19 protein-coding genes are annotated in these 19,216 nt (G+C 47.0%); 14 read left to right on the top strand and 5 right to left on the bottom strand.

Translation table 11 applies throughout. From position 1 onward, the window contains the following. The first annotated feature begins 1,345 nt into the window (after positions 1-1,345). Genes GX089_01675 through GX089_01655 form a run of 5 tightly spaced genes read left to right on the top strand, consistent with a single transcriptional unit; the run spans position 1,346 to position 5,216 of the window. Positions 1,346-1,954, top strand: a complete 609-nt coding sequence (locus GX089_01675; protein ID NLP01183.1) for a YihA family ribosome biogenesis GTP-binding protein — start codon at positions 1,346-1,348, stop codon at positions 1,952-1,954. Further along, positions 1,951-2,751, top strand: a complete 801-nt coding sequence (locus GX089_01670) for an ABC transporter permease (GenBank protein NLP01182.1) — start codon at positions 1,951-1,953, stop codon at positions 2,749-2,751. Before GX089_01675 ends, GX089_01670 begins: the two co-directional genes overlap by 4 nt. Beyond that, positions 2,741-3,472 (top strand): ATP-binding cassette domain-containing protein, encoded by a 732-nt coding sequence (locus GX089_01665; protein NLP01181.1) that lies wholly within the window; start codon positions 2,741-2,743, stop codon positions 3,470-3,472. The genes GX089_01670 and GX089_01665 overlap by 11 nt, the downstream gene beginning before the upstream one ends. Further along, entirely contained in the window at positions 3,469-4,371 is a 903-nt protein-coding gene (locus GX089_01660; GenBank protein NLP01180.1) for an MCE family protein, read from the top strand. Before GX089_01665 ends, GX089_01660 begins: the two co-directional genes overlap by 4 nt. Continuing rightward, positions 4,371-5,216, top strand: coding sequence for a tetratricopeptide repeat protein (locus tag GX089_01655; protein ID NLP01179.1), 846 nt, complete (start codon positions 4,371-4,373; stop codon positions 5,214-5,216). Before GX089_01660 ends, GX089_01655 begins: the two co-directional genes overlap by 1 nt. Here GX089_01655 and GX089_01650 read toward each other — a convergent pair. Beyond that, a complete protein-coding gene (locus tag GX089_01650) occupies positions 5,198-5,644 on the bottom strand; it encodes a DUF302 domain-containing protein (protein NLP01178.1) in 447 nt (148 codons plus the stop codon). The two genes, GX089_01655 and GX089_01650, sit on opposite strands and share 19 nt — an antisense overlap. Positions 5,645-5,840: 196 nt before the next feature. Here GX089_01650 and GX089_01645 point away from each other — a divergent pair, with 196 nt between their 5' ends. From GX089_01645 to GX089_01625, 5 genes are all read left to right on the top strand, one after another. Continuing rightward, on the top strand, positions 5,841-6,038 hold the full coding sequence (locus GX089_01645) for a hypothetical protein (protein ID NLP01177.1): 198 nt from the start codon (positions 5,841-5,843) through the stop codon (positions 6,036-6,038). A gap of 488 nt (positions 6,039-6,526) precedes the next feature. Further along, the gene (locus GX089_01640; protein ID NLP01176.1) at positions 6,527-7,333 is read left to right on the top strand and encodes a hypothetical protein; all 807 of its coding nucleotides are present in this window, start codon (positions 6,527-6,529) and stop codon (positions 7,331-7,333) included. 203 nt (positions 7,334-7,536) lie between these two features. After that, entirely contained in the window at positions 7,537-7,896 is a 360-nt protein-coding gene (locus tag GX089_01635; protein NLP01175.1) for a Rubrerythrin, read from the top strand. 13 nt (positions 7,897-7,909) lie between these two features. Then, the gene (locus tag GX089_01630; protein ID NLP01174.1) at positions 7,910-8,719 is read left to right on the top strand and encodes a bacteriocin family protein; all 810 of its coding nucleotides are present in this window, start codon (positions 7,910-7,912) and stop codon (positions 8,717-8,719) included. Between the two features lie 127 nt (positions 8,720-8,846). Continuing rightward, the gene (locus GX089_01625) at positions 8,847-9,275 is read left to right on the top strand and encodes a CBS domain-containing protein (protein NLP01173.1); all 429 of its coding nucleotides are present in this window, start codon (positions 8,847-8,849) and stop codon (positions 9,273-9,275) included. Positions 9,276-9,518: 243 nt separating this feature from the next. On the opposite strand, the gene GX089_01620 is transcribed toward GX089_01625, so the two are convergent. Beyond that, positions 9,519-11,435: a transketolase gene (locus tag GX089_01620; protein ID NLP01172.1), complete on the bottom strand. Its 1,917-nt coding sequence runs from the start codon at positions 11,433-11,435 to the stop codon at positions 9,519-9,521. Positions 11,436-11,633: 198 nt separating this feature from the next. Between GX089_01620 and GX089_01615 the strand changes: the two genes are divergently transcribed. The 3 genes from GX089_01615 to GX089_01605 are packed head-to-tail and all read left to right on the top strand — an operon-like array spanning position 11,634 to position 14,628. After that, positions 11,634-12,338, top strand: coding sequence for a hypothetical protein (locus tag GX089_01615; protein ID NLP01171.1), 705 nt, complete (start codon positions 11,634-11,636; stop codon positions 12,336-12,338). Between the two features lie 5 nt (positions 12,339-12,343). Beyond that, positions 12,344-13,741: a hypothetical protein gene (locus GX089_01610; protein ID NLP01170.1), complete on the top strand. Its 1,398-nt coding sequence runs from the start codon at positions 12,344-12,346 to the stop codon at positions 13,739-13,741. Beyond that, positions 13,738-14,628 carry a sugar phosphate isomerase/epimerase gene (locus tag GX089_01605; protein NLP01169.1) on the top strand — a complete coding sequence of 297 codons (891 nt, stop codon included), beginning with the start codon at positions 13,738-13,740 and terminating at the stop codon, positions 14,626-14,628. Before GX089_01610 ends, GX089_01605 begins: the two co-directional genes overlap by 4 nt. An 8-nt stretch (positions 14,629-14,636) precedes the next feature. Here GX089_01605 and GX089_01600 read toward each other — a convergent pair whose 3' ends face one another. Both GX089_01600 and glmM read right to left on the bottom strand, forming a co-directional pair. Next, positions 14,637-15,932 carry a hypothetical protein gene (locus GX089_01600; GenBank protein NLP01168.1) on the bottom strand — a complete coding sequence of 432 codons (1,296 nt, stop codon included), beginning with the start codon at positions 15,930-15,932 and terminating at the stop codon, positions 14,637-14,639. Between the two features lie 151 nt (positions 15,933-16,083). After that, positions 16,084-17,439 carry a phosphoglucosamine mutase gene (glmM, locus tag GX089_01595; GenBank protein ID NLP01167.1) on the bottom strand — a complete coding sequence of 452 codons (1,356 nt, stop codon included), beginning with the start codon at positions 17,437-17,439 and terminating at the stop codon, positions 16,084-16,086. Between the two features lie 370 nt (positions 17,440-17,809). On the opposite strand from glmM, the gene GX089_01590 reads away from it, so the two are divergent. Next, positions 17,810-18,358 carry a hypothetical protein gene (locus tag GX089_01590; GenBank protein ID NLP01166.1) on the top strand — a complete coding sequence of 183 codons (549 nt, stop codon included), beginning with the start codon at positions 17,810-17,812 and terminating at the stop codon, positions 18,356-18,358. Between the two features lie 136 nt (positions 18,359-18,494). Here the strand turns inward: GX089_01590 and GX089_01585 are convergent. Beyond that, positions 18,495-19,216 (bottom strand): hypothetical protein (locus GX089_01585; GenBank protein ID NLP01165.1); only part of this gene is annotated, 722 nt, incomplete at its 5' end.

Below are 19,216 nucleotides of genomic sequence, written 5' to 3'. Positions count from 1 at the left end.
TACGACATCACGACAATACAAGGGTACGCATCCAATCCACATGTAGCTTTCAACTCTGGCTTATTCTTCCGAGAAAAGAATGAAAAGTATTCGATTCCGATTCCGATGCCGACCCCGATTTGAAGAACAGACATCGGTGCCCTGGTTTAGGTAAACCGAACATTACTGAACCTGTTTCCGTATTTTATTGTTAACCGGATATATCAGGAAACTGAGGGGGCCCTGATGAGAGGGCTGTAATGTCCTTATTTCACCTCCGGGGTGAATTTATAACTTATTCAGGCCACATTTTAACAGCTAAATTCACTATTTCACCCCTGAGGTGAAACAACAACCCAGGAATATTGTTTCCTGCCAGTAAACACGCATTTTCCCGCCCTGCACCGGCGCATACACCATGCGTTCTTTCTCCTAATCGTCGTCTTTTTATCGGTTACAACTACAATCGCTGTTTCACTGAGCACGAAAAAATGCATTGAAACTATGGTTTTAGAAAAACAACTCTGGCTTATTCTTCCAAGAAAAGAATGAAAAGCATTCGATTCCGATTCCGATGCCGACCCCGACTTGAAGAACAGACATCGGTGCCCTGGTTTAGGTAACCGGACATTACTGAAACTGTTTCATGTTTTTATTGTTAACCGAAGATATCAGGAAACTGAGGGGGGCCCTGATGAGAGGGCTGTAATGTCCTTATTTCACCTCCGGGGTGAATTTATGACTTATTTTGGCCACATTTTAACAGCTAAATTCACTATTTCACCTCCGAGGTGAAACAACAACCCAGGAATATTGTTTCCTGCCAGACAACACGACGTCACGACGTCATGAGGACACAAATACACACAGTCCACCCTGTAGTTTTTTGATGGGTATTTTTTTCTTACGATTACAAGCACAAAGAACGAAATGGGAATCCCTCAGGTCCTACCGTCGTACTGATACCTACACCAACCCCGATATGAAGAACAAACATCGGTGACTCTAAATGACATGCACCGTTTAGATAAAGATCCGATATACAATTATCGTTTCTTCTTCCACCAGTAAAGATTAAGAAGCCGGCTTAACTCGCCTGACTTGTAACAGTTCCCGATGGGTACTGCTCTATGTCAACACAGAGGGGGTGGCGGAAGACCCGCCTGCGCTCAGAAGCTACGGCGGGGCAAAGGCAGGAGGAGACCTTCCACGACAATACCGGGTACGACAATACGATAAGACGAGGGTGTGCTTACCGTCTCCCTGCAGATTATAAGAAAGAAATGTATACTTTGCCGGGCACTTCTGTGATCAGAAGAAACTTAAAATTCCCTTTTTATAAAAAGCAATATATACTATAAGGGTTATGGAAAAGGAGAAGAAGAAAAAGGCTGAATTTATCTGCTCGGCTGCTGACTACCGTGATCTTCCCGCTCTGTCAGGTCAGGAGTTTGCGATTCTGGGCAGATCCAATGTAGGGAAATCATCGTTTATTAACCATGTATTTGAAAACAAATCCCTCGCCCGCACATCAGGAACTCCGGGGAAGACCTCGCTGGCCAATTTCTACAGGGTGGAAAAAGATATGTTCTGGGTTGATCTTCCCGGATACGGCTACGCCCGGACCTCTGGAAGCGAGAAAGAGAGATGGTCCAGGCTTATCTCATCATATTGTGAAAAGAGATCGAACTTAGCCGGAATAATCTGGCTTATCGATATCCGTCATATAGGGGTAAAAAACGATCTGGAGGCGTGTCAATGGCTTGTCAGACTGGGAAAACCGGTTTTCCCGGTGCTTACAAAGGCGGATAAGCTTGGAAAAACCGACAGGATAGTACAGCAGAAAAAAGCCATGAGTGTGTTTAATCTTACGATGGAGCCAGTTATCTACAGTGTAAAAGAACACGGTTCCAGAGCTCTTTTCTGGGAGAGATTCAGGGAGTTTCAGCGTGATATCACAGGAGAGGATAATTGAACCGCAAAGTTTTTCGTGCGGTCCAGATGACAGGTGAGAATGTCGTCTTCTGGATAAATGAGCCGGTGGTCATTGTAAAGCTGTTATTCCGGTCTCTGGCGGCATGTTTTACTCCAAGTCAGACCGCTTTCACCTCCATAAGAGCTCAGTTGTCAAGACAGATTCTTTACACAGGTGTAGAGGCTTTATGGCTGGTGGGGATAATAGCTTTTCTGTGCGGAGTTGTGATAGTTATCCAGGCCATGACCAATATGCCCCGGTTCGGCGTGACTGAGTACTTCGGAAATATCCTTATAGTGTCTGTAGTACGGGAACTTGGGCCTTTTTTCACCGCACTTGTTATAATAGGAAGATCGGGGGCGGCTCTGGCAGCCCATATCGGGACGATGCAGGTAAACAAGGAGGTTGCGGCTCTGGAGGTGATGGGGGTTGATCCGGTGCGTTTTCTTGCGGTTCCGGCTCTGGCAGGGATGACTCTTTCGCTTGTCTGCCTTAATTTTTATTTTGACATCGTGGCTATTATCGGCGGATTGGCATTTGCAAAACTGACAGTTGTAATGCCCTTCAGGATTTTCCTGGAAAAAGTGATACAGGCACTGACCTGGAAGGATATACTTATCTCTGTTTCCAAAGGTGTGTTTTTCGGGATGGTGGTGGCAGTGATCAGTTGCCATTACGGGCTGGCGGTCAGGAATATCAGGGGTGTACCTCAGGCTGCGATCAATGCTGTTGTGGGATCGATGGCTTTTACTGTGGTTGTCAGCATTCTGGTGACTTTGAGTTTTTATGCCGGATAAGATCGAACTGGAAAAAGTCTGCTTTAAGCAGGGTAAAGCTCCTCTTCTGAGGGAGATCTCTTTTTCTGTAAAGAGGGGAGATATACTTGTAATAAGCGGCAGGAGTGGAGAGGGAAAGAGCACGCTTCTGGAAATATGTGTTGGCCTCAAACGCCCGTCATCGGGCAGAGTCTTATGGGACGGTCAGGATATAAGCTCCTTTTCCAGAAGAGTGCTTCTGGAAAAACGCCAGTCGACAGGGTATGTTTTTCAGATTCACGCTCTTATCTCCAACCACTCAGTTTTCGAGAATATCGCTTTACCTCTGAGGGTCCGTTCAGGGATCACCGATAAGGAGATAGAAAAGCGGGTGAGAAAAATCATGGATGAATTTTGTCTGGAGAATATCGATGCACTCTTCCCGGAGTTGCTTTCAGCAGGGCAGCTTAAATCTGTCGCTGTCGCCAGGGCGCTTATCAGCGAACCTGATATGCTGCTGCTCGATGAACCACTGAGCGGACTGGATCCATTTACTGCCCGGAAAATAATGAACGTCATTTATGAACATCAGAACCGGAGAAAAATGAGCGTAATCATGGTGAGCCATGAAACAGATATATGGGAGGGTTTTTTGACTGTAAAAAAGGTACTTGACAAAGGATGGCTTGTCGACAGTTCAGAGCAAGAGGGTGTATCCGGGCGGAGAGTACATAAAGAGCGCGCAGGTGTTGAGATAAAATGAGAAACAACCAGGTAACATCGTTTGTAAGACGCAACAGGACTTTTTTTGTCGGTCTCTTTGTGATTATCCCGGCATTGGTTCTTCCTTTTCTTCTTGTCTATTCTCTTTTCAAAGCAGAATTCATGCAGGGATGGTGTTATCTTCACGCGGTTTATCAGAACAGCTATGGTCTCACCAAGGGAAACCAGGTCACAATGTCCGGGATGCATATAGGGCATGTGGGAGAGATATCCCTTGTCAAAGAGGGGATAGTGATAGTGACAATGAAAGTCGGGAAGCAGTACCAGCCTCTTATCCGCAAAGATACCAGGGCTCAGCTCAAACAGAAAAGCTTTATAGTCGGGGACTGGTGCATAGAGCTGACCGGAGGGGCTGAGCAGAGTCAGGTGGTTGATGAAGGGGATACTCTTTTGTCGGAGTTTCCTATTCAGATCGACAAGGCAGTGGCGCAGATTGTTGGAATGATCAGTACTGTCGAACAGACACTTCACACGGTTCTGTCGGGAAAAGGAACAATCGGACGACTCATAACCGAAGACACTCTTATCAACCAGCTTCAGGAGCTTGGGAGGAGAGCAAATTCTCTGGCCGGTAAATCAGGGAAAACAATCTCCAGTGCGGATGTATTTATAAACAATCTTAACGGGCTCGCAGGACAGGGAGGCAGTTTCATGGACTCACTTACTTTACTGGTGCAGAAGACCATGGCTGCTCTGGAGAAGGCCGATTCTGTGCTGCGGGATGTAAAATCGATTTCCGGACAGCTTCCTGAAACTATGGTGCAGGTAAGAGATGATCTCTCCGAGGCTGAGAATATGATGAAGGCTGTGCAGAACAGCTGGATTTTCAGAAGGCTCTCGGAAAAAGGTGATGACCCATTGCTGGATAAGAATCCCTGATGAAACGTAAATTTAATGTCTTTTCCCTGTGTTTTGTGCTGCTTTTCTCCTGTGGCGGACGTAAAGTATCAAACTATGACCGCACTGCTGCCGCTTACGGCAGAAGTGCCTATAACTGTTTCAGGGACGGTAATTTCGCGGAAGCGAAAAAGCTTTACCGCAGGGCACTGATCAGTGCCGGCAGAAGCGACATGCCTCATCAGAGAGCAAGATACTTTTTCAATATCGGACGGGTTCTTTTTGAAGAGGGGGAGTATGACAGCGCGAATCAGTACTTTATTCTCAGTCAGGATGAGTTCATGTTTCTTGGAGACAGCCTCACCGCATCATCGGCCGCAGCATTTATCTGCCTGACATATATCAGCCGTGGTGAAATTGACAGCGCAAGAATGATAAGCGGGATGAGTTATCCGGAAAGAGATCATATATTGTGGAGCATGGTGCAGGGGAGAGTTCTGATGGCCGGGGGGAAAGTATCCGAGGCAGAGAAAGAGTTCAGGGTAGCGGCACTGAAACAGCGTAAAAAGAAAGATTTCGGGGGACTTGCACTTAACTGTTATTACAGGGGATCATTGGCATTGTCAAGTAAGGATTTCCAACGCGGGCGGGAGCTGTTTGACAGTTCACTTGTTCTTCTTGACAAGGTACCAGAGAGGTACAGCCGCTACAGAGTGCTTCTGGGGTATTCAAAACTTGAATTCTGCAGCGGAGCGGAGGAGAGAGGGCTGAGGTATTACAGAAGAGCGCAGGAATGTGTACCCGTAGGAATCGGGATTCCCGCGCTTGAGGATATAAAGAGTTGTTCTGATCTGAGGGAGAGTGTGGATCAGGCAACAGCCCGCTGAAACGAGGTAGAGAAGGAATTTCGTTTCGCGGTTTTCTTTCTGCTCAGAGAGTCGAGCACCTCGTAGAGTTTCCTTTCAATCGTAGCCGCATCATCGATTATTGACTCATTCTGAATCATAGCCATGTAATGAGTGGGTTTAAGCAGCCCCACAGCGGTTGAATTGTCTTTTTCGAAGACAATGATATTGTTGAGAATCACAAGCCCGGAGTCCTCCTGCTTTGAGAGGGCTTTGAAAGCCAGGGCGAGATTGCAGACTCCAAGAATTGCGTAGCGTTGAAAACTCACTCCCAGGTATTTTTCCAGTTCACGATCTACACGCACATCAGAGAGCACCTCAAACCCCTTCCGTCTCAACTCCATCGGGAGTTTTTTAAGTACAGTATCGAAGGGGATTGCCATTTCTTTGAAAAAGCCATATCGGGTCATAGCGTAAGCCTTTCTTTGTCAGGAGGTATCACTGCTGAAAAACGGTACTAAGGTAATTCAGCGGAGCGCCTCAGTCCCATGTTGAAGAAAACGGTGTGTTGTTTTATGTACCGATGAAAGATATGCAAAAATCGTGCACATTTATAATTGGCTGATTCTGCTGTAATTACAGTGTGATGGTGGTTGGATTTGCGGAATGGGAAAGGTTTTTCCCGAATTGGGGAAGATGGTACGCGCGTACGAGAGTACGACACTGCGGGCTGGAGACACGCCTGCGCTAAAGAAGCTACGGCGGGGCTGGAGTCAGGGGGAGACCTCACATTTTTATCTCTTTGATGTAATAATTGAGCTGATAGGGTTGTTTTGCAGGAAACGCTATATTCTGGGTTGTTGATTCATCTCCGGGGTGAAACAGTGAAATAGCCTGTCAAAATGTGGCCAGAATAAGTCATAATTTTACCCCGGAGATGAATTAAGGACGTTTCAGACCTCTCCTTAGTGTACCGTCAGTTTCCTGATATCTCAATTAACAAGGAAAAATACGGAAATAGAATAAACTGCAACAGTTATGTCCTGTTAACTAAGCGGCACACATTAATTAGAGACACCGATGTTTGTTCCTCCTGTCGGCATCGGAATCGATATCGATACGAGTGCCGAAACTACGACAATACGACATTACGAAAGTACGACAACACGAGAGTATGCACCCAGTCTTCTTCCGATCTGAAATATCCGGAAAAACAACAGATGAATGCAACTGAATACACTTTTCCCTTTATTCTATGGCTTTTTCAGTAATTCATTTTATTATATTTATTGACGGATTATTCCACGGAATGCTTCGCTGATTCAGATACAAAAATAAACAAGGGGGTGACTTTGAAGGCTTCATCTGTAATAATGCTGTTTTTATCTGCAATCTGTTCGGGTGAAATGGTTCTTAATTACTCACAAGGGCAGGATCCGCGTATCTCCTACGGGTTTGCATCAGGAAGCAATACCGAAGCGCTCACGATGCTCTCTGCGGTCAAATACAGGAGCGTTTATGCAATAGACGGACTGATGAAAATCAGTGCTAAATTCATGAAGCAGGATTCTATATCATCTCTTCTTAATGAGAAAGACGGGCTGTGTCTTGTGAGTAATCATAAAGGCCCGGTTTGTCAATATTATGTATTCGACATGACCCCGGTATACTCTTTCCTGGGAGATGATTCCATCACAGGTGCAACATTCAAATGGAGCGGTAAAGCTGTTCGTGAGGGGGGAGGAAGCATCAAAATGAGATTTAATGCTTGTCAGGCCGGGCATCTGTTCAAATACTGTACTGTTGATGATTCAATAACTCTTGAGCTGGTGGCTGACACGACATTTGCACCGGGATGGTTTTCCCCTGATGGGCACTATTTTTTCGAAAAGGAATTAGCTGTTTATGTTCAAATCGAAAAAGAGGGTGATGCGGTGTATGCGCTTTATACCGATTTAGTGGAGATAATTCTCCATACAACAGGTGATAAAACCGGCATCAAATCGAAATCAATCCGGATATCAGCAGGGTTGGGGAACAGACAGAATGGTATGACATACGATATAAGCGGGAGAAGAGTAAACCATCTGAAACACTGCAGCGGCATAACTGTCGGGAACTCAGGAAAAAGCCCGAAAATACTGCTGAAAAACCGGTGATGAGACCTGACAGGTTTTTTCTGTATTTTTATCACCATCCGGCTTAAAACACACCTTACCTGCCCATTACTGGCCTTCTGGAATGGATTGGTCACCCGGCTCTTCCAGGCTTTTCACGAAGCAAAGCCAAACTGGCATGTCAATTGCAACAAATTTCTTGAATTGTTCATACATATACATCTATGCCCTTGACGGAGGTTGACATGCCAGAATTTGTAAATCCTTTTAGCGGAAAAGCCCCCGAGCGTCCTCTCAGCAGAGGTGAACTGCTCAGGGCATTGCGTCTTTCTCTCTCTGCTGAGGAGGAAGCGGTTCATCTGTACGAGGCTATTGCCGATGCCTGCACAGATGAGCTTGCGAGGGCGGTACTCAGGGATGTGGCTGAGGAGGAGAAAGTGCATAAGGGGGAGTTTCAGAGGCTTATAGAGCTGCTCTCTCCCGATGAATCATCCTTTATGCAGCAGGGGGCATCGGAGGTGGAGGAGATGAGGCAGAAAACTCTGCGTATAGAAAATGAGCACATTCCGCAGAGTGTGGGGAATCTCAAGAGGAGTGCTGAATAGAAAGGATACGGATATGGCAAATTTACTGAATAGAGAAGATGCGCCTTTTGAAAACAGTTTCTGGGACTCGATAGACATGATGGTGAAAACTGTGGCTGAGAGTCAGCTCAGTGCACGAAGGTTGATCTATGCCGAAGGACCGTTTGGGTTGGGATTGCAGTTTGTGCCTGGAGCAGAAAGCCTGGGCAAGGAGGAAAATGGACTTAAGATCAGTATGCCAAACTGTATGCCTCTGTCACTTCTGGAAAAATCGTTCTCCATTTCGGCAAGGGAGATCGAGGCGCACCGGAGAGAGGGCATCGCTTTTAGTCTGGAATCTCTGGTTTCATCAGTGATGGCTGTGTGTGCCCAGGAGGATTATCTTCTATACTACGGGTTGAAATCAGCAGGAATAACAGGGCTTCTTAACAGTCCGGGAGTATTAAAAAGCAAGCTTAAACCCTGGGATGAGGTCGGTGATGCAGTCGAGGCGGTAATAGCCGCAGCGGAGAAGCTTGACAATGCGGGATTCCACGGCCCCTACAGTCTCGCTCTTTCAACACCTCTGTACAATAAACTGTTTCGTCGATACCCCCAGACCGAGATTCTTGAGATGGATCACATGAAATCGCTTGTTACAGAGGGAATATTCAAGGCAGCCGCGATCTCCTCCGGTGGAGTCCTTCTGGCCAGCGGCAAAGCATTTGCGTCTATAATCCTCGGGCAGGACCTGTCTGTCGGCTTTGAGGGACCATCGGGAAGGGAATACATTTTCAATGTCTCAGAATCATTGGCTCTGCGCCTCGTTCTACCATCGTCGGTGTGTGTCCTGGAAGGCGCATAATATGCGGGTGTTATCAACCGGGCTGTATCTGTGCTTTTTTGCGTGATTAAAGCGCAAAGGAGCGCCTGGCAAGCCTGCAAGATTCCTCCTTGAAAAGCGTAGTATTAGTATAGAGGAGGGTATTTCTATGAGAGTAAGTGAAATAATGACTTATGGAGTGGATTTTCTGGTCTCATCAGATCCTGTCAAGAAAGCCGCTGAGAGGATGAGGGATAAAAACATAGGTGTAATTCCCATCTTTGAAGGAGGGGAACCGGTGGGGATGCTGACAGACCGTGATATCGCTCTGCGGGTGGTAGCTGAAGGACGGGATCCGTCGACGGTAAGGGTGTCCGATGTGATGACTCCCGATGTGGTTTTTTGTTATGAGGATCAGGATATCGAGGATGCTGTCGATATCATGGAGCAGAGAAAGATAAGGAGATTGCTGGTTAAGAATTTCAAGGATGAGGTTGTGGGGGTGCTCTCTACCGGGGATATTGCAATGAGCACGACAAAGGAGCTTGTCGGAGAACTGATAAAAGAGGTTTCCGGGGTAGCATACCCGGAGAGGTGAACTGTATTGATGGTTGAGATCATTGGTCGGGCTCACTTCGGCAATTTTCAGTGAGCCCGCTTCGACTATAGACAGTATACCAGAATAATGATTACAGGTAATAACACTATTTACAAAAGGCAATTATTCCGTTAAGAAATAAGTGTGGGAGGTCTCCCCCTGGCTTCAGCCTGTCGAAGACGCCGGTCTTCTGCCACCCCCCTCTGTGTTGACGTAGTGTAGTCCCCCGTCGTGCTGTCGTCCCTAGATACCCATTCCCACAAAATCCAGAACATCCTCCGCGGTAATTCCCGATTTCGGCATCCGTTTGACAAAAATCTGTTTTACAACTGCACTGGCGGAAGGATCAGCGGAGACAATGGATGAGATCTCTGCACCGAGTCCGTTTCCGAAATTATCCTCTACTGTGATAATTTTCCCTTTATTCTCCCTTGCCGCATCGATAACAATCTCCGGATTGATTGGGATTGAGTAGCAGTCGTAAAGACTTGCATCGACACCAGCACTCCTCAGTTCCTCCACAACGCCCTTGCATGCGTGTACCATATACCCAGATGCCATCACTGCCACATCATTTCCCCTGATAAGTGTTTTGGCTCCTCCGATCTCGAAAGTTTCATCGGGTGAGTAGAGGAGGGGGGTGTCCTGACGGATTGTGCGCATATAGCAGGCACCATCCCGATCTACCATCAGTTGAACACATTTAAATGCAGCCACGGCGCATGCGGGATTGAAGATAACCATCAGAGGTTCATCATTTACATTTAAGCTGGTCGAGAGTGCCCGCATGTATCCCATGTCCGAAAGTCCCATCTGGCTGGGCCCATCCGCCGCGATATTTGCTCCGGAGTGTGAGCCGCAGATTTTCAGGTTGGCACCTGAGATAAGGGCAAGCTCAAGCTGATCGTAGGCACGGACAAGAAATTTCGCAAAGCTTGACACAAAGGGAATAAAACCTCCTGAGGAGAGCCCGGATGCGACAGAGAGCATGTTCTGCTCCGCGATTCCACATTGGAAGAAGCGTTCCGGAAATTTTTCAGCCATGTATTTTGAAAAGGTAGAATTATTTACATCTGCATCGAGTGCAACAATCCTCTCATCGACAGTTGCCAGTTCCCTTAAAGCTATCCCGAAAGCTCTCCTGGTACTCATAAGTCCCCGTTTGAATTTTTCGATGTAGGGGTCATTCTGAAGAAGTTTGTTGAAATCGGGGTTGGGGAGCTTCCCCTCTTTTCTGTGTGGCAGAGTGGCTCTTTGAGGAAGCAGGGGGTACATGCGGTGGTTATGGTCAGGTGGGATTGTTTGTATATTCATGGAGGAATCCAGTTCCCTGATTGCCTCTCCCAGCTTGTTTTCCGGCAGAGCTTTGCCGTGGGATTTATCAGACTGCAACTCCCTTACACCCCATCCCTTGACAGTTTTCGCCAGTATAGCGGTGGGAGAGGTGGATGCTTTTGCTTTTCTCAGGCTTTTAAGAACATCTGACGGATTGTGTCCGTCAATAACGATTGTTTTCAGTCCCCAGGATTTCAGTTTTTTCTCGAGGGTGTTTGTTGACTGTTGAGCAGAGACCGGCCCTGTCTGTCCCAGGCCGTTGCAGTTAAAGATCGGAATTACAGAGGAGAGGTTGTTGTCTACGAGAAAATCCATCGCCTCCCAGATCTGTCCCTCACGGGATTCGCTGTCGCCGATTATGACGAAGATTTTCTTTTCGATATTATTCAGCCTTGCAGCCAGGGCCACACCGCAGGCGCAGGAGAGTCCCTGGCCGAGAGATCCTGTGGCGCAGTCAAAGAAGGGGAATCCCGCGGAGGGGTTAGGATGCCCGTCAAGGGGAGAGTTGATCTGACGGAAGGAATCAAGATCTTCGGTGGAGAGGAACTGTACCCCCTGAGGACTGCTTCCGTAGCCGCCCTGAAGATCGGCGTAGGCTGCGTAGACAATGGGTACGGCGTGTCCTTCACTGAGTACCAGCCTGTCGTTGGATGGATTCCAGGGGTTCTGTGGATCAAAGCGCATCACCTTGTACATAAGTGCTGTGATAATGTGAAGGATAGAGAGGCTGCTTGAGGGGTGACCTGAGCCGGCATGAGTTGTCATCCTGAGAGTTAACTTTCCCAGGGCTATGGCTTTTCTGGAAATTTCCTCTGCAGTATCCATGTATTTCCCTGATAATTTTTGCTGGAAGCATTATGTCAATAACCGGGTTTATCCCTGTTTAATAAGTAAATACAATCCCTGTGCCAATTCTCTCCTGAGACACTGTTCAGAAAAAGTGTGCAACCTAACGCTTTCTCTGGCATGCGATTTGAACCTTGTCAAATTAAAGGTTTTTTTTCACGTGCAAAAGGAGGCAGTATGAGGTTTACAGGTGTTTGTAAAGGAATTGTGGTTTCCATTCTTCTGGCTTCTCCTCTCATGGCATCACAGACTCATCACTGGGCCAGTGACTTTCAGCGTTTGTGCTATGCTGGTGCAGGATGGGCCAATGTTGATTTGAGTTCACTGAATGAAACGATGGCAACTCTTGAGCTCCCCGCCTTTTCGTCAAAACCCCTTTCCCTCGAGGTCGGTAAGCATCTGCTGATACAGAATCTTGTTCTGGAGGCCTCTGTGGGAGGGCTTATCTGGAGAAATCGTTATGAGAATAACCGTGAGGCATCGCTGTTTGGCATAAGCGGTAATCTGCTTATGGGGGTTAGTTTCAACATGCCCGGAGAAACCTGGAAGGTCTATCCCTTTTTCAGCCTGGGCGGCACTTTACTTCGCTTTTCTCATAATACCGCGGAACTTGAATTTACATCAGATAAGAAGGCGTCATCGGATGTTTACTGGCTTCCCACTTTTCTTACCGGGTTTGGAGGAGCGGTGATGCGTGTTTTTCATCTGGAAAGAAGTAAGAAAGTTTTTACCATGGGGTTAAAGGGCGGAATACAGGTTGATCCTTCACAGCAGAGTACATGGTTCGGCAAGGGTGTTCGCTTCCGTAACGGACCCTCGCCTCTTCTCAGCGGTCCTTTCTTACAGCTGATCATAGGAAAAGGAAACTATGTTTCCGGGTGAGAAAAATGGATCTGGTCTCATACTATAAAGACAGGAATATCAGAGCCAGGATAATAGAATTTCTGGGGGGAAAGAGTCTCGATTCTGCTACCTGTATGTTTATAGCACAGTGTGATGCTGAGGATGAGAGAGGGTGGGACATGAGGTCCCCTCAGGAGCTTGAATACTTTCTCTCCAGGGGGCTCGATATTTCCAGGTCACTTTGGGACAGAAACTCGCTTATCGTTCACCTTGACATAGAATATGTAAATTTCGATTTTCCCGCAGAACCGTACCTTGATCCGCAGAGAGCCTTTTACCTTCAGAGGCCATCGGAGCTGGCGATAGAGAAAATACTGCTGGAGCACGGTATCGCACCTCTTCATGTACTCAGCGGAAGGGGGCATCACTTTGTCTGGCTTATAAGCCGCGAGTCTGCTGCCTTCGGCATGTTAAGCCAGATCGGACGATTACCGGATCATCTGGTGAAACGTTACTCTGAAAACCATCCTCTGGTAAACAAACCTCTCGAGCGTGATCTGGGTGCCGCGTTTGCCGGTCTGGCGCTTGTCATGGAGTATCTTGCTCTTCTGGTAAGGGACAAGGCCTCAAAGGAAAGTGAGATTCCTGTCGAACTCTCGGCTATCGAAGTTCCTCCTCAGCAGAGGGGAAGGGAGATGATCTCGCTTGACATTACGGAGTACGGGGATCTCCTTAACACCCGTCTTATCCGGGTGCCGTTCAGCGGGTATCTTAAACCTTGGCAGAAAAGCGGAATACTCAATGATGAGATCTGGAGAAAGATACCTCAGATGGTTACTGTTCCTCTTTTTGAGATGGATCTCAATGAGGGGATCGAGACGATGCGGGATCAGAGAAAGGCAATTGAGCTTGCCTCCCGCGCATCGGCGAGTATTCCTGATCAGTCAAGGCAGATGCTGAATCTGATCCGTGCGTACCTGAGTTCTCCCGAGGCGGAGTATCATAACTGGTACTACTCTGTAAAACAGGAGGTGCCATCCAGGTGGCCTCAGACCTATGACCGCTTTCAGGCAGAGTCTCTTCCGCCCTGTATCAGATTCATACTCCAGAATCCCAATGATTTACTCTTGAAACCTGCCGGGATCAGGCAGGTGGTCAGGGCGCTACTTTCTCTCGGATGGCATCCGGTGCATATCGCCGGGCTGATCAGGTCGAAATATGAGCGCGACTATGGATGGGGAAGGGAGTGGTACTTCTATGATGCGGCAACCAGGGCCGAATTTTACACCCGTACATTTGCTGCCCTTATCAGGAGCGGACGTGATAATCTGGGGTACTTTGATTGTGAATCAGTAAAGAAAATGCAGTTTTGCTTCAATGCACATAATTCCTGCAGTCTTGAAGCCTTGAAACAACCTCTTCTGAAAAGGATGAAAGAGTGAGTGACTGGCCGGTAGGCCTCTCGACAGGCTGTTTCTACCAGATGAGCATATTTGACTGTCTCGAGCCGATCCGCAATGGCGGCTTCGGGATGGTTGAAATCTGTTCATCACCCGGACATTTGAATTTTCGCGACATTGACACAATTAAACTGGTTGCAAAAAGGCTTGAGGAACTGGGGATGGAGGCATATTCGTTCCATGCTCCGTTTGTAGATGTCGACATCTCCTCACTCGATCAGTCTCATCGAGAATACTCTTTCCAGGAACTGATAACAGCAGCAGAGGCTGCCTCAATTCTGAATGTACGTCACTTCATAATCCATCCCGGACCCGACAAAAATCTCTGCTTCTCGATTGAGGAGAGAATGCAGCGGATGAGAAATGTTTCCGGTGTGCTCAATCTGGTGGCAAAAAAGTGCCATTCCATCAATGTGGGACTGGCACTGGAGAACATGCTTCCCCATCTTCCGTTTGGAAATATCAGTGATATGCTCTGGATAATGGGGTCGATGGAGAGTTTGAATATCACCACCTGTCTTGACACCGGGCATGCTACGCTTTCGGGTGATCTCTATAATATCATGTACAAACTCTCGGGACATCTGCAGGTTGTACATGCAAATGATAATTTCGGGACCAGTGATGATCATCTTCCGCCAGGTAAGGGTATGATAGACTGGACAAAAGTTCTTTATGAGTTAAGCGAGACAAATTTTCACGGAGGGATTATTCTTGAGCTTTCCGGTGTGCATGGAAAAGACATCGAGAGGACCCTGGCTGAAGCCAGGGAGGCCAGGCTTTACATCAGAAGTATCGCGCGAAAACTCTACCTCTCAAGTCCTCCGAGTGTGGAGATAGCAAACAGGCCGGAGGAAAGCACCGGATAAGACGGTGCTTAAAGGCGGTTCATGGTGTTTTTGATTGCCTCTCTCAGCTTCTGGTTAGCCTCCCAGAAGAAAAGCCCGTAGGGGATATCGTTTCTATTTTCGTACCTCTTCTCGTAGATCAACTGTTCCTGTTCGGTTTTCGGGGGTTCGAGTGTGAGACCCTTCACTGTTATCTGGGCTGTGAGCTTTACACCAACCTCTTCGGTTTCATCATAGTTATAGTTTGACACCTGATTCTGAACGAAGATCGCCAGGTCTGCCTGTGTCCCGGATTTAACAGCCTGCATGTGGCAGGAATCATTGAGAAATTTCTTAAGATGGGAATCACCTGCAAAATCAGGAGGAAGAGTAATCTGGCTCACTGATGAGGCTTTGTACTCAAGAGAGTATGTGGGACGGGAAAGTTTGAAGATAAAAGTCTGGTCCCCGCTGTTCTTGAGGCGCAGGCCAAGATCTTTTGTGCTCACGAATATATTCTCATCGATTATCCTGCCCGGGTTATGCTTGACAGAAATCAGTGTCCCGTTGGCAACGAAAGGTATCTTGAGACCGTCAAAACTCATCTTGCCTTCTTCATTTGTGACAGTTGAGAAAAGCACTTTTCCATTCTGATAAAGTGCGGTCAGTCCTATTCCGGGAAGAGGCGTAGAGTCGTATGTTACGGTTATTGATGGGGGATTGTTGACAGGTTTTCCGGCCCGTCCCTCGAGGATCATATTGGATGATTTAAAAGTGATTTTGTCCAGAAAGACCCGCAGAGTATCCCTGATAACGTTTGTCAGAATTTTCCCTCCATCTTCGGGAAGTATCGCAGGTGACCCGATACGGGCTGAGGCGTAAGAGAGGGCCTGGATAGCTGATTTGTAGAATTGAACAGGGTTGTTTTCCTGGGCTGCGTTTTTCGCGGCGCTCCAGAATAGAAATGCTTTGGAATCGAGCTGTTCATTATATGTCTTTGCAGCCTGCTCTGCTGTCTCCTGTGTGACGTTGTAGGTTATAGTAAGAGACTTTCCCTGATAAAATGATTCCTCTTTGGTTAATTTGAGACAGGAGTCGACGAAACTCTCAAGGAAGAGATTATGAAGAGCATTGAGAGTGTCAAATTGCATGGAGCCTGAGTTTTCTGAGACCCATTCTACCAGTTTTTTCTTTAACTGCGTCCTTGCACCTTGACGTGCGGTTTGGATCTGCTGCTCTGAGGCAGGTCCGTTGAGGTTTATTGTTGATGAACCGCTTATTACTGAAGCGCTTATTGAAAGATAACAGAAAAGAATTACAACAAGAGTGAAACAGTGTCTGTACATTTATTCCCCCTTCGCAGAGACTGCCTGATTATCAGCCATTTATGCAAAAATATATCATTGTTTTCATGGCTCAAATACTGTATGAAAACTGAGTTTCGGGCGGGGAGTACAGATCGTAATTCTTCTTCCTGAAAAGGGGAAGTTCTCCTTTTCAGGAGCACTTCGCGATCTCAAGTACCATATCCGCCAGTTCCCTTGCCTGCTTTTCGCTGCGCGCTTCAGCATAGCATCGAATTATCGGTTCGGTATTGGAAGCTCTGAGGTGAACCCACCCGTAATCTCTGATAATTTTAAGTCCGTCAAGGTTATCAGTGTGCTCTCCGGAGAACTTCTTCTCGAGTTTACCGATTATAGAAGCGGGATCGATACCGCTGCATTCGATTTTTTCTTTTACGATAGCGTATCTGGGCCAGGCTGAAGCGATCTCTGTGAGCCTCTTTCCTGTTTTGGCCATCAGTTCCAGAATAAGAGCCATACCTGTGAGACCATCGCGGGCATTGGTGATCTCTGGGTAAATCACCCCTCCATTACCCTCACCGCCATACCTGCAGTTATTCTTTCCCATGGTCTCGACTACATTGGCCTCCCCGATTTTGGATCTGTAAACTTTTACACCGAATTTCGAAGCCACATCATCAATAAGCATCGATGTGGACAGGTTTGTAGCCACATCGGATTTCTCTCTCTGGAGCAGATTCTGAAGCGCAAAGACAAGAGTCATCTCCTCAGAGATCTCTTCTCCGTTTTCGCCCATCGTTGCCAGTCGGTCCGCATCGGGATCAAACACAAACCCTCCCCAGTTGCCTGGAGTTGATTTCAAGAGGTTGGAGAGATCGCCAAGATGCTCAGGGCGGGGTTCCGGGTTATGAACAAAATCTCCATCCAGTTTATTATGCACCCCTGACCATTTGACACCGAGTTTCTCGAGCAGCAGAGGGAAAACCGCTCCTCCGGCGCCGTTGATCGAGTCGACAGCGATATGGATATTGGCGGTTTTGATCGCTTCAGCGTCAATTCTGGAGAGAATCTTCCCGACATGGATCTCCGCGCCATCAACACTGGATTCAGCGCTGGCTTCTGCCTTTTCCAATTCCTCATTACTGGGATATTCTCCATTCAGAAACTGCTTATAGACTCTCTGGCACTCATCTGCCCTGAACAGCCGTCCGGTGCTGTGCACCATTTTGTATCCGTTGTATTGACCGGGATTGTGACTGGCAGTGATAATGATTCCTGTTGAACCGCCCAGTGATGAGGTGCAGAGGCAGGTAGTGGGGGTGGGGGCGATTCCGAGGTCGACCGGTGTACCTCCTGCTGCCCGGATCCCTCTGAAGGCAGCCTCAGCCAGCATCGCTCCGGAGTTTCTTGTGTCTCTTCCCACAATCACTTTCCCGCCGCCGGATATTTTGGTTTGAATGAATGCTATTCTGGAAACGAAATACGGATCTATTGTTTTTCCGACTACACCGCGAATTCCGGAAACTGACATGATTGGTAGTTCAGCCATTTTTTATCTCCATTTTATATCCAAATTAGAAATTTTTCGTTTCAAGAACCCCGTTTGCTTTCAAAGCCGGGTATCGTATCGGTATCGAATTGTTTTTAAAAAGATTTCTTCCTCTATTTAGAATCAAGAAAAACATTTCTTAATCGTGTTAATAATGGTCGAGTTTTGTATTGCAATGCAATGAGGGATCGATTCCGATACCGATTCTGACCCCGAACTGGAGAACGGGGGCAGTTTTTCTAAATTAAAATCATGTGAATCATGATATAATATAGAAAGAATAAAATAGCAGGGGCCATACCAATTCTCAACGAAATTGCACATACGGGTCGGGGAGTGTTATTTTTTTAGATGGATCAAGGAGACACAGGTGCAGATAGAGTTACTCTGGATTATTCCTATAGTTGCTTTTGCTTCTTTTATCTTCATCGTTGCATTTGTAAGTCAGAAGAAGACTGATGGTCAGGATCTCTCAAAAGAGGTAGCCCGGTTTAATAACGGCCTTACCCAGAACGATTATATGCCCTCAGTGCCGGACCAGCGTCTGGGAGAGCTTGAGAAGGCTATTTCGTCGGTAAATGAATCGATTGCCAGCCAGCAGGCGGTGATGGAGAGATTTCAGAAGGAAAATAGTGCCTATAGCAACGAAATCATTGAACTTAAGAGCAAGCTGAGGGATTTATACAAGGAATACGATATAGTAGTGAGTGAAAACTATTCTCTTCGTGCCAAGGTCAAGAAACTGATGGAGGGCAGGGAGGGGGATGCGTCGGAAACAGAGCCAGCCCCGGTTTCTGCTTCCCAGCCAAAGAAGGCCGAGCCTGCCAAGCCAAACATGAAGCTTTACGAGGATACCCGTCTTGTAAATCTCACCTCTTTGGATGACACCTCAGAGATAGATCTTTCGGAATTGAAGTAGTTGCGGCAACACACTTGCCTCGATGTCTTTCCTGTGAAAACAGGAATCCAGTTTTGATGTTGAGAGGAAGAACCCCCGCTGGAAGCGCCCCCCTTAATAAGGGGGGATAAAGGGGGGAGTCAGTGATCAATACCTGTTACTCCAGCGGGAACAGTGTGTCTGGTGTGGTAACTGTCCTTGCTTCATGCAGTTTACCGAGATCCCATTTGTACAAGCAGGCCCCATCCGCTGCAACAAATGAAATGGGATCTGTAGTCCAGGCTGTTGCAGTGACATCGTTATCTTTAATCAAGGTTCTCCCCATGAATATCGGCTCGCCAAAAAAGAATGGTTTTTTCTCGTCAACCGGAAGTGCGATAAAGAAAGGCTGCCATTCACCACCCGGGCCGAGATTACCGTACTGGTCTCTACCTATGTCCTCATGACCGAAGACAAGCCATTTGCCATCAGGTGAAAAGGAAAAACGGCCATACTTTTTAACAGCCAGAGGTGGAAGAAACGATAATGCATCTGTATGGAGCGGGATATACTGCTTGTTTGTGTCAGTGATGTCCCAGCGAAGAAGATAGAGTGCGTGGATTTCTTGTTGCTTGTATAAAGCTCTTTTAATTTTATCTGTTTCATCATTTAAAGGCATCGCAAATATTTTTTCCCAATCAAGGTCTTTTCCAATCTCCACTACCAGTCCGAACGGCAAGGTAGGATGAATAATCATCTCCTTGAGTTTACGAAATTTATCGCTGTGGCGATTGAATATTTCCACAAAAGGGTGTATGGAAGATTTCAGGTCGGCATCATGGCAAAGCAGTTTGTTTGATGCGCTATCATAGGTAATTATCTTTCGGTCATGCACAATCC

It is taken from the genome of Fibrobacter sp. (genome assembly GCA_012523595.1).
In the GTDB taxonomy this organism is placed as follows: domain Bacteria; phylum Fibrobacterota; class Chitinivibrionia; order Chitinivibrionales; family Chitinispirillaceae; genus JAAYIG01.
The sequence above is the reverse complement of the archived record's forward strand: the minus strand, read 5'-3'. Positions and strand labels throughout refer to the sequence as shown.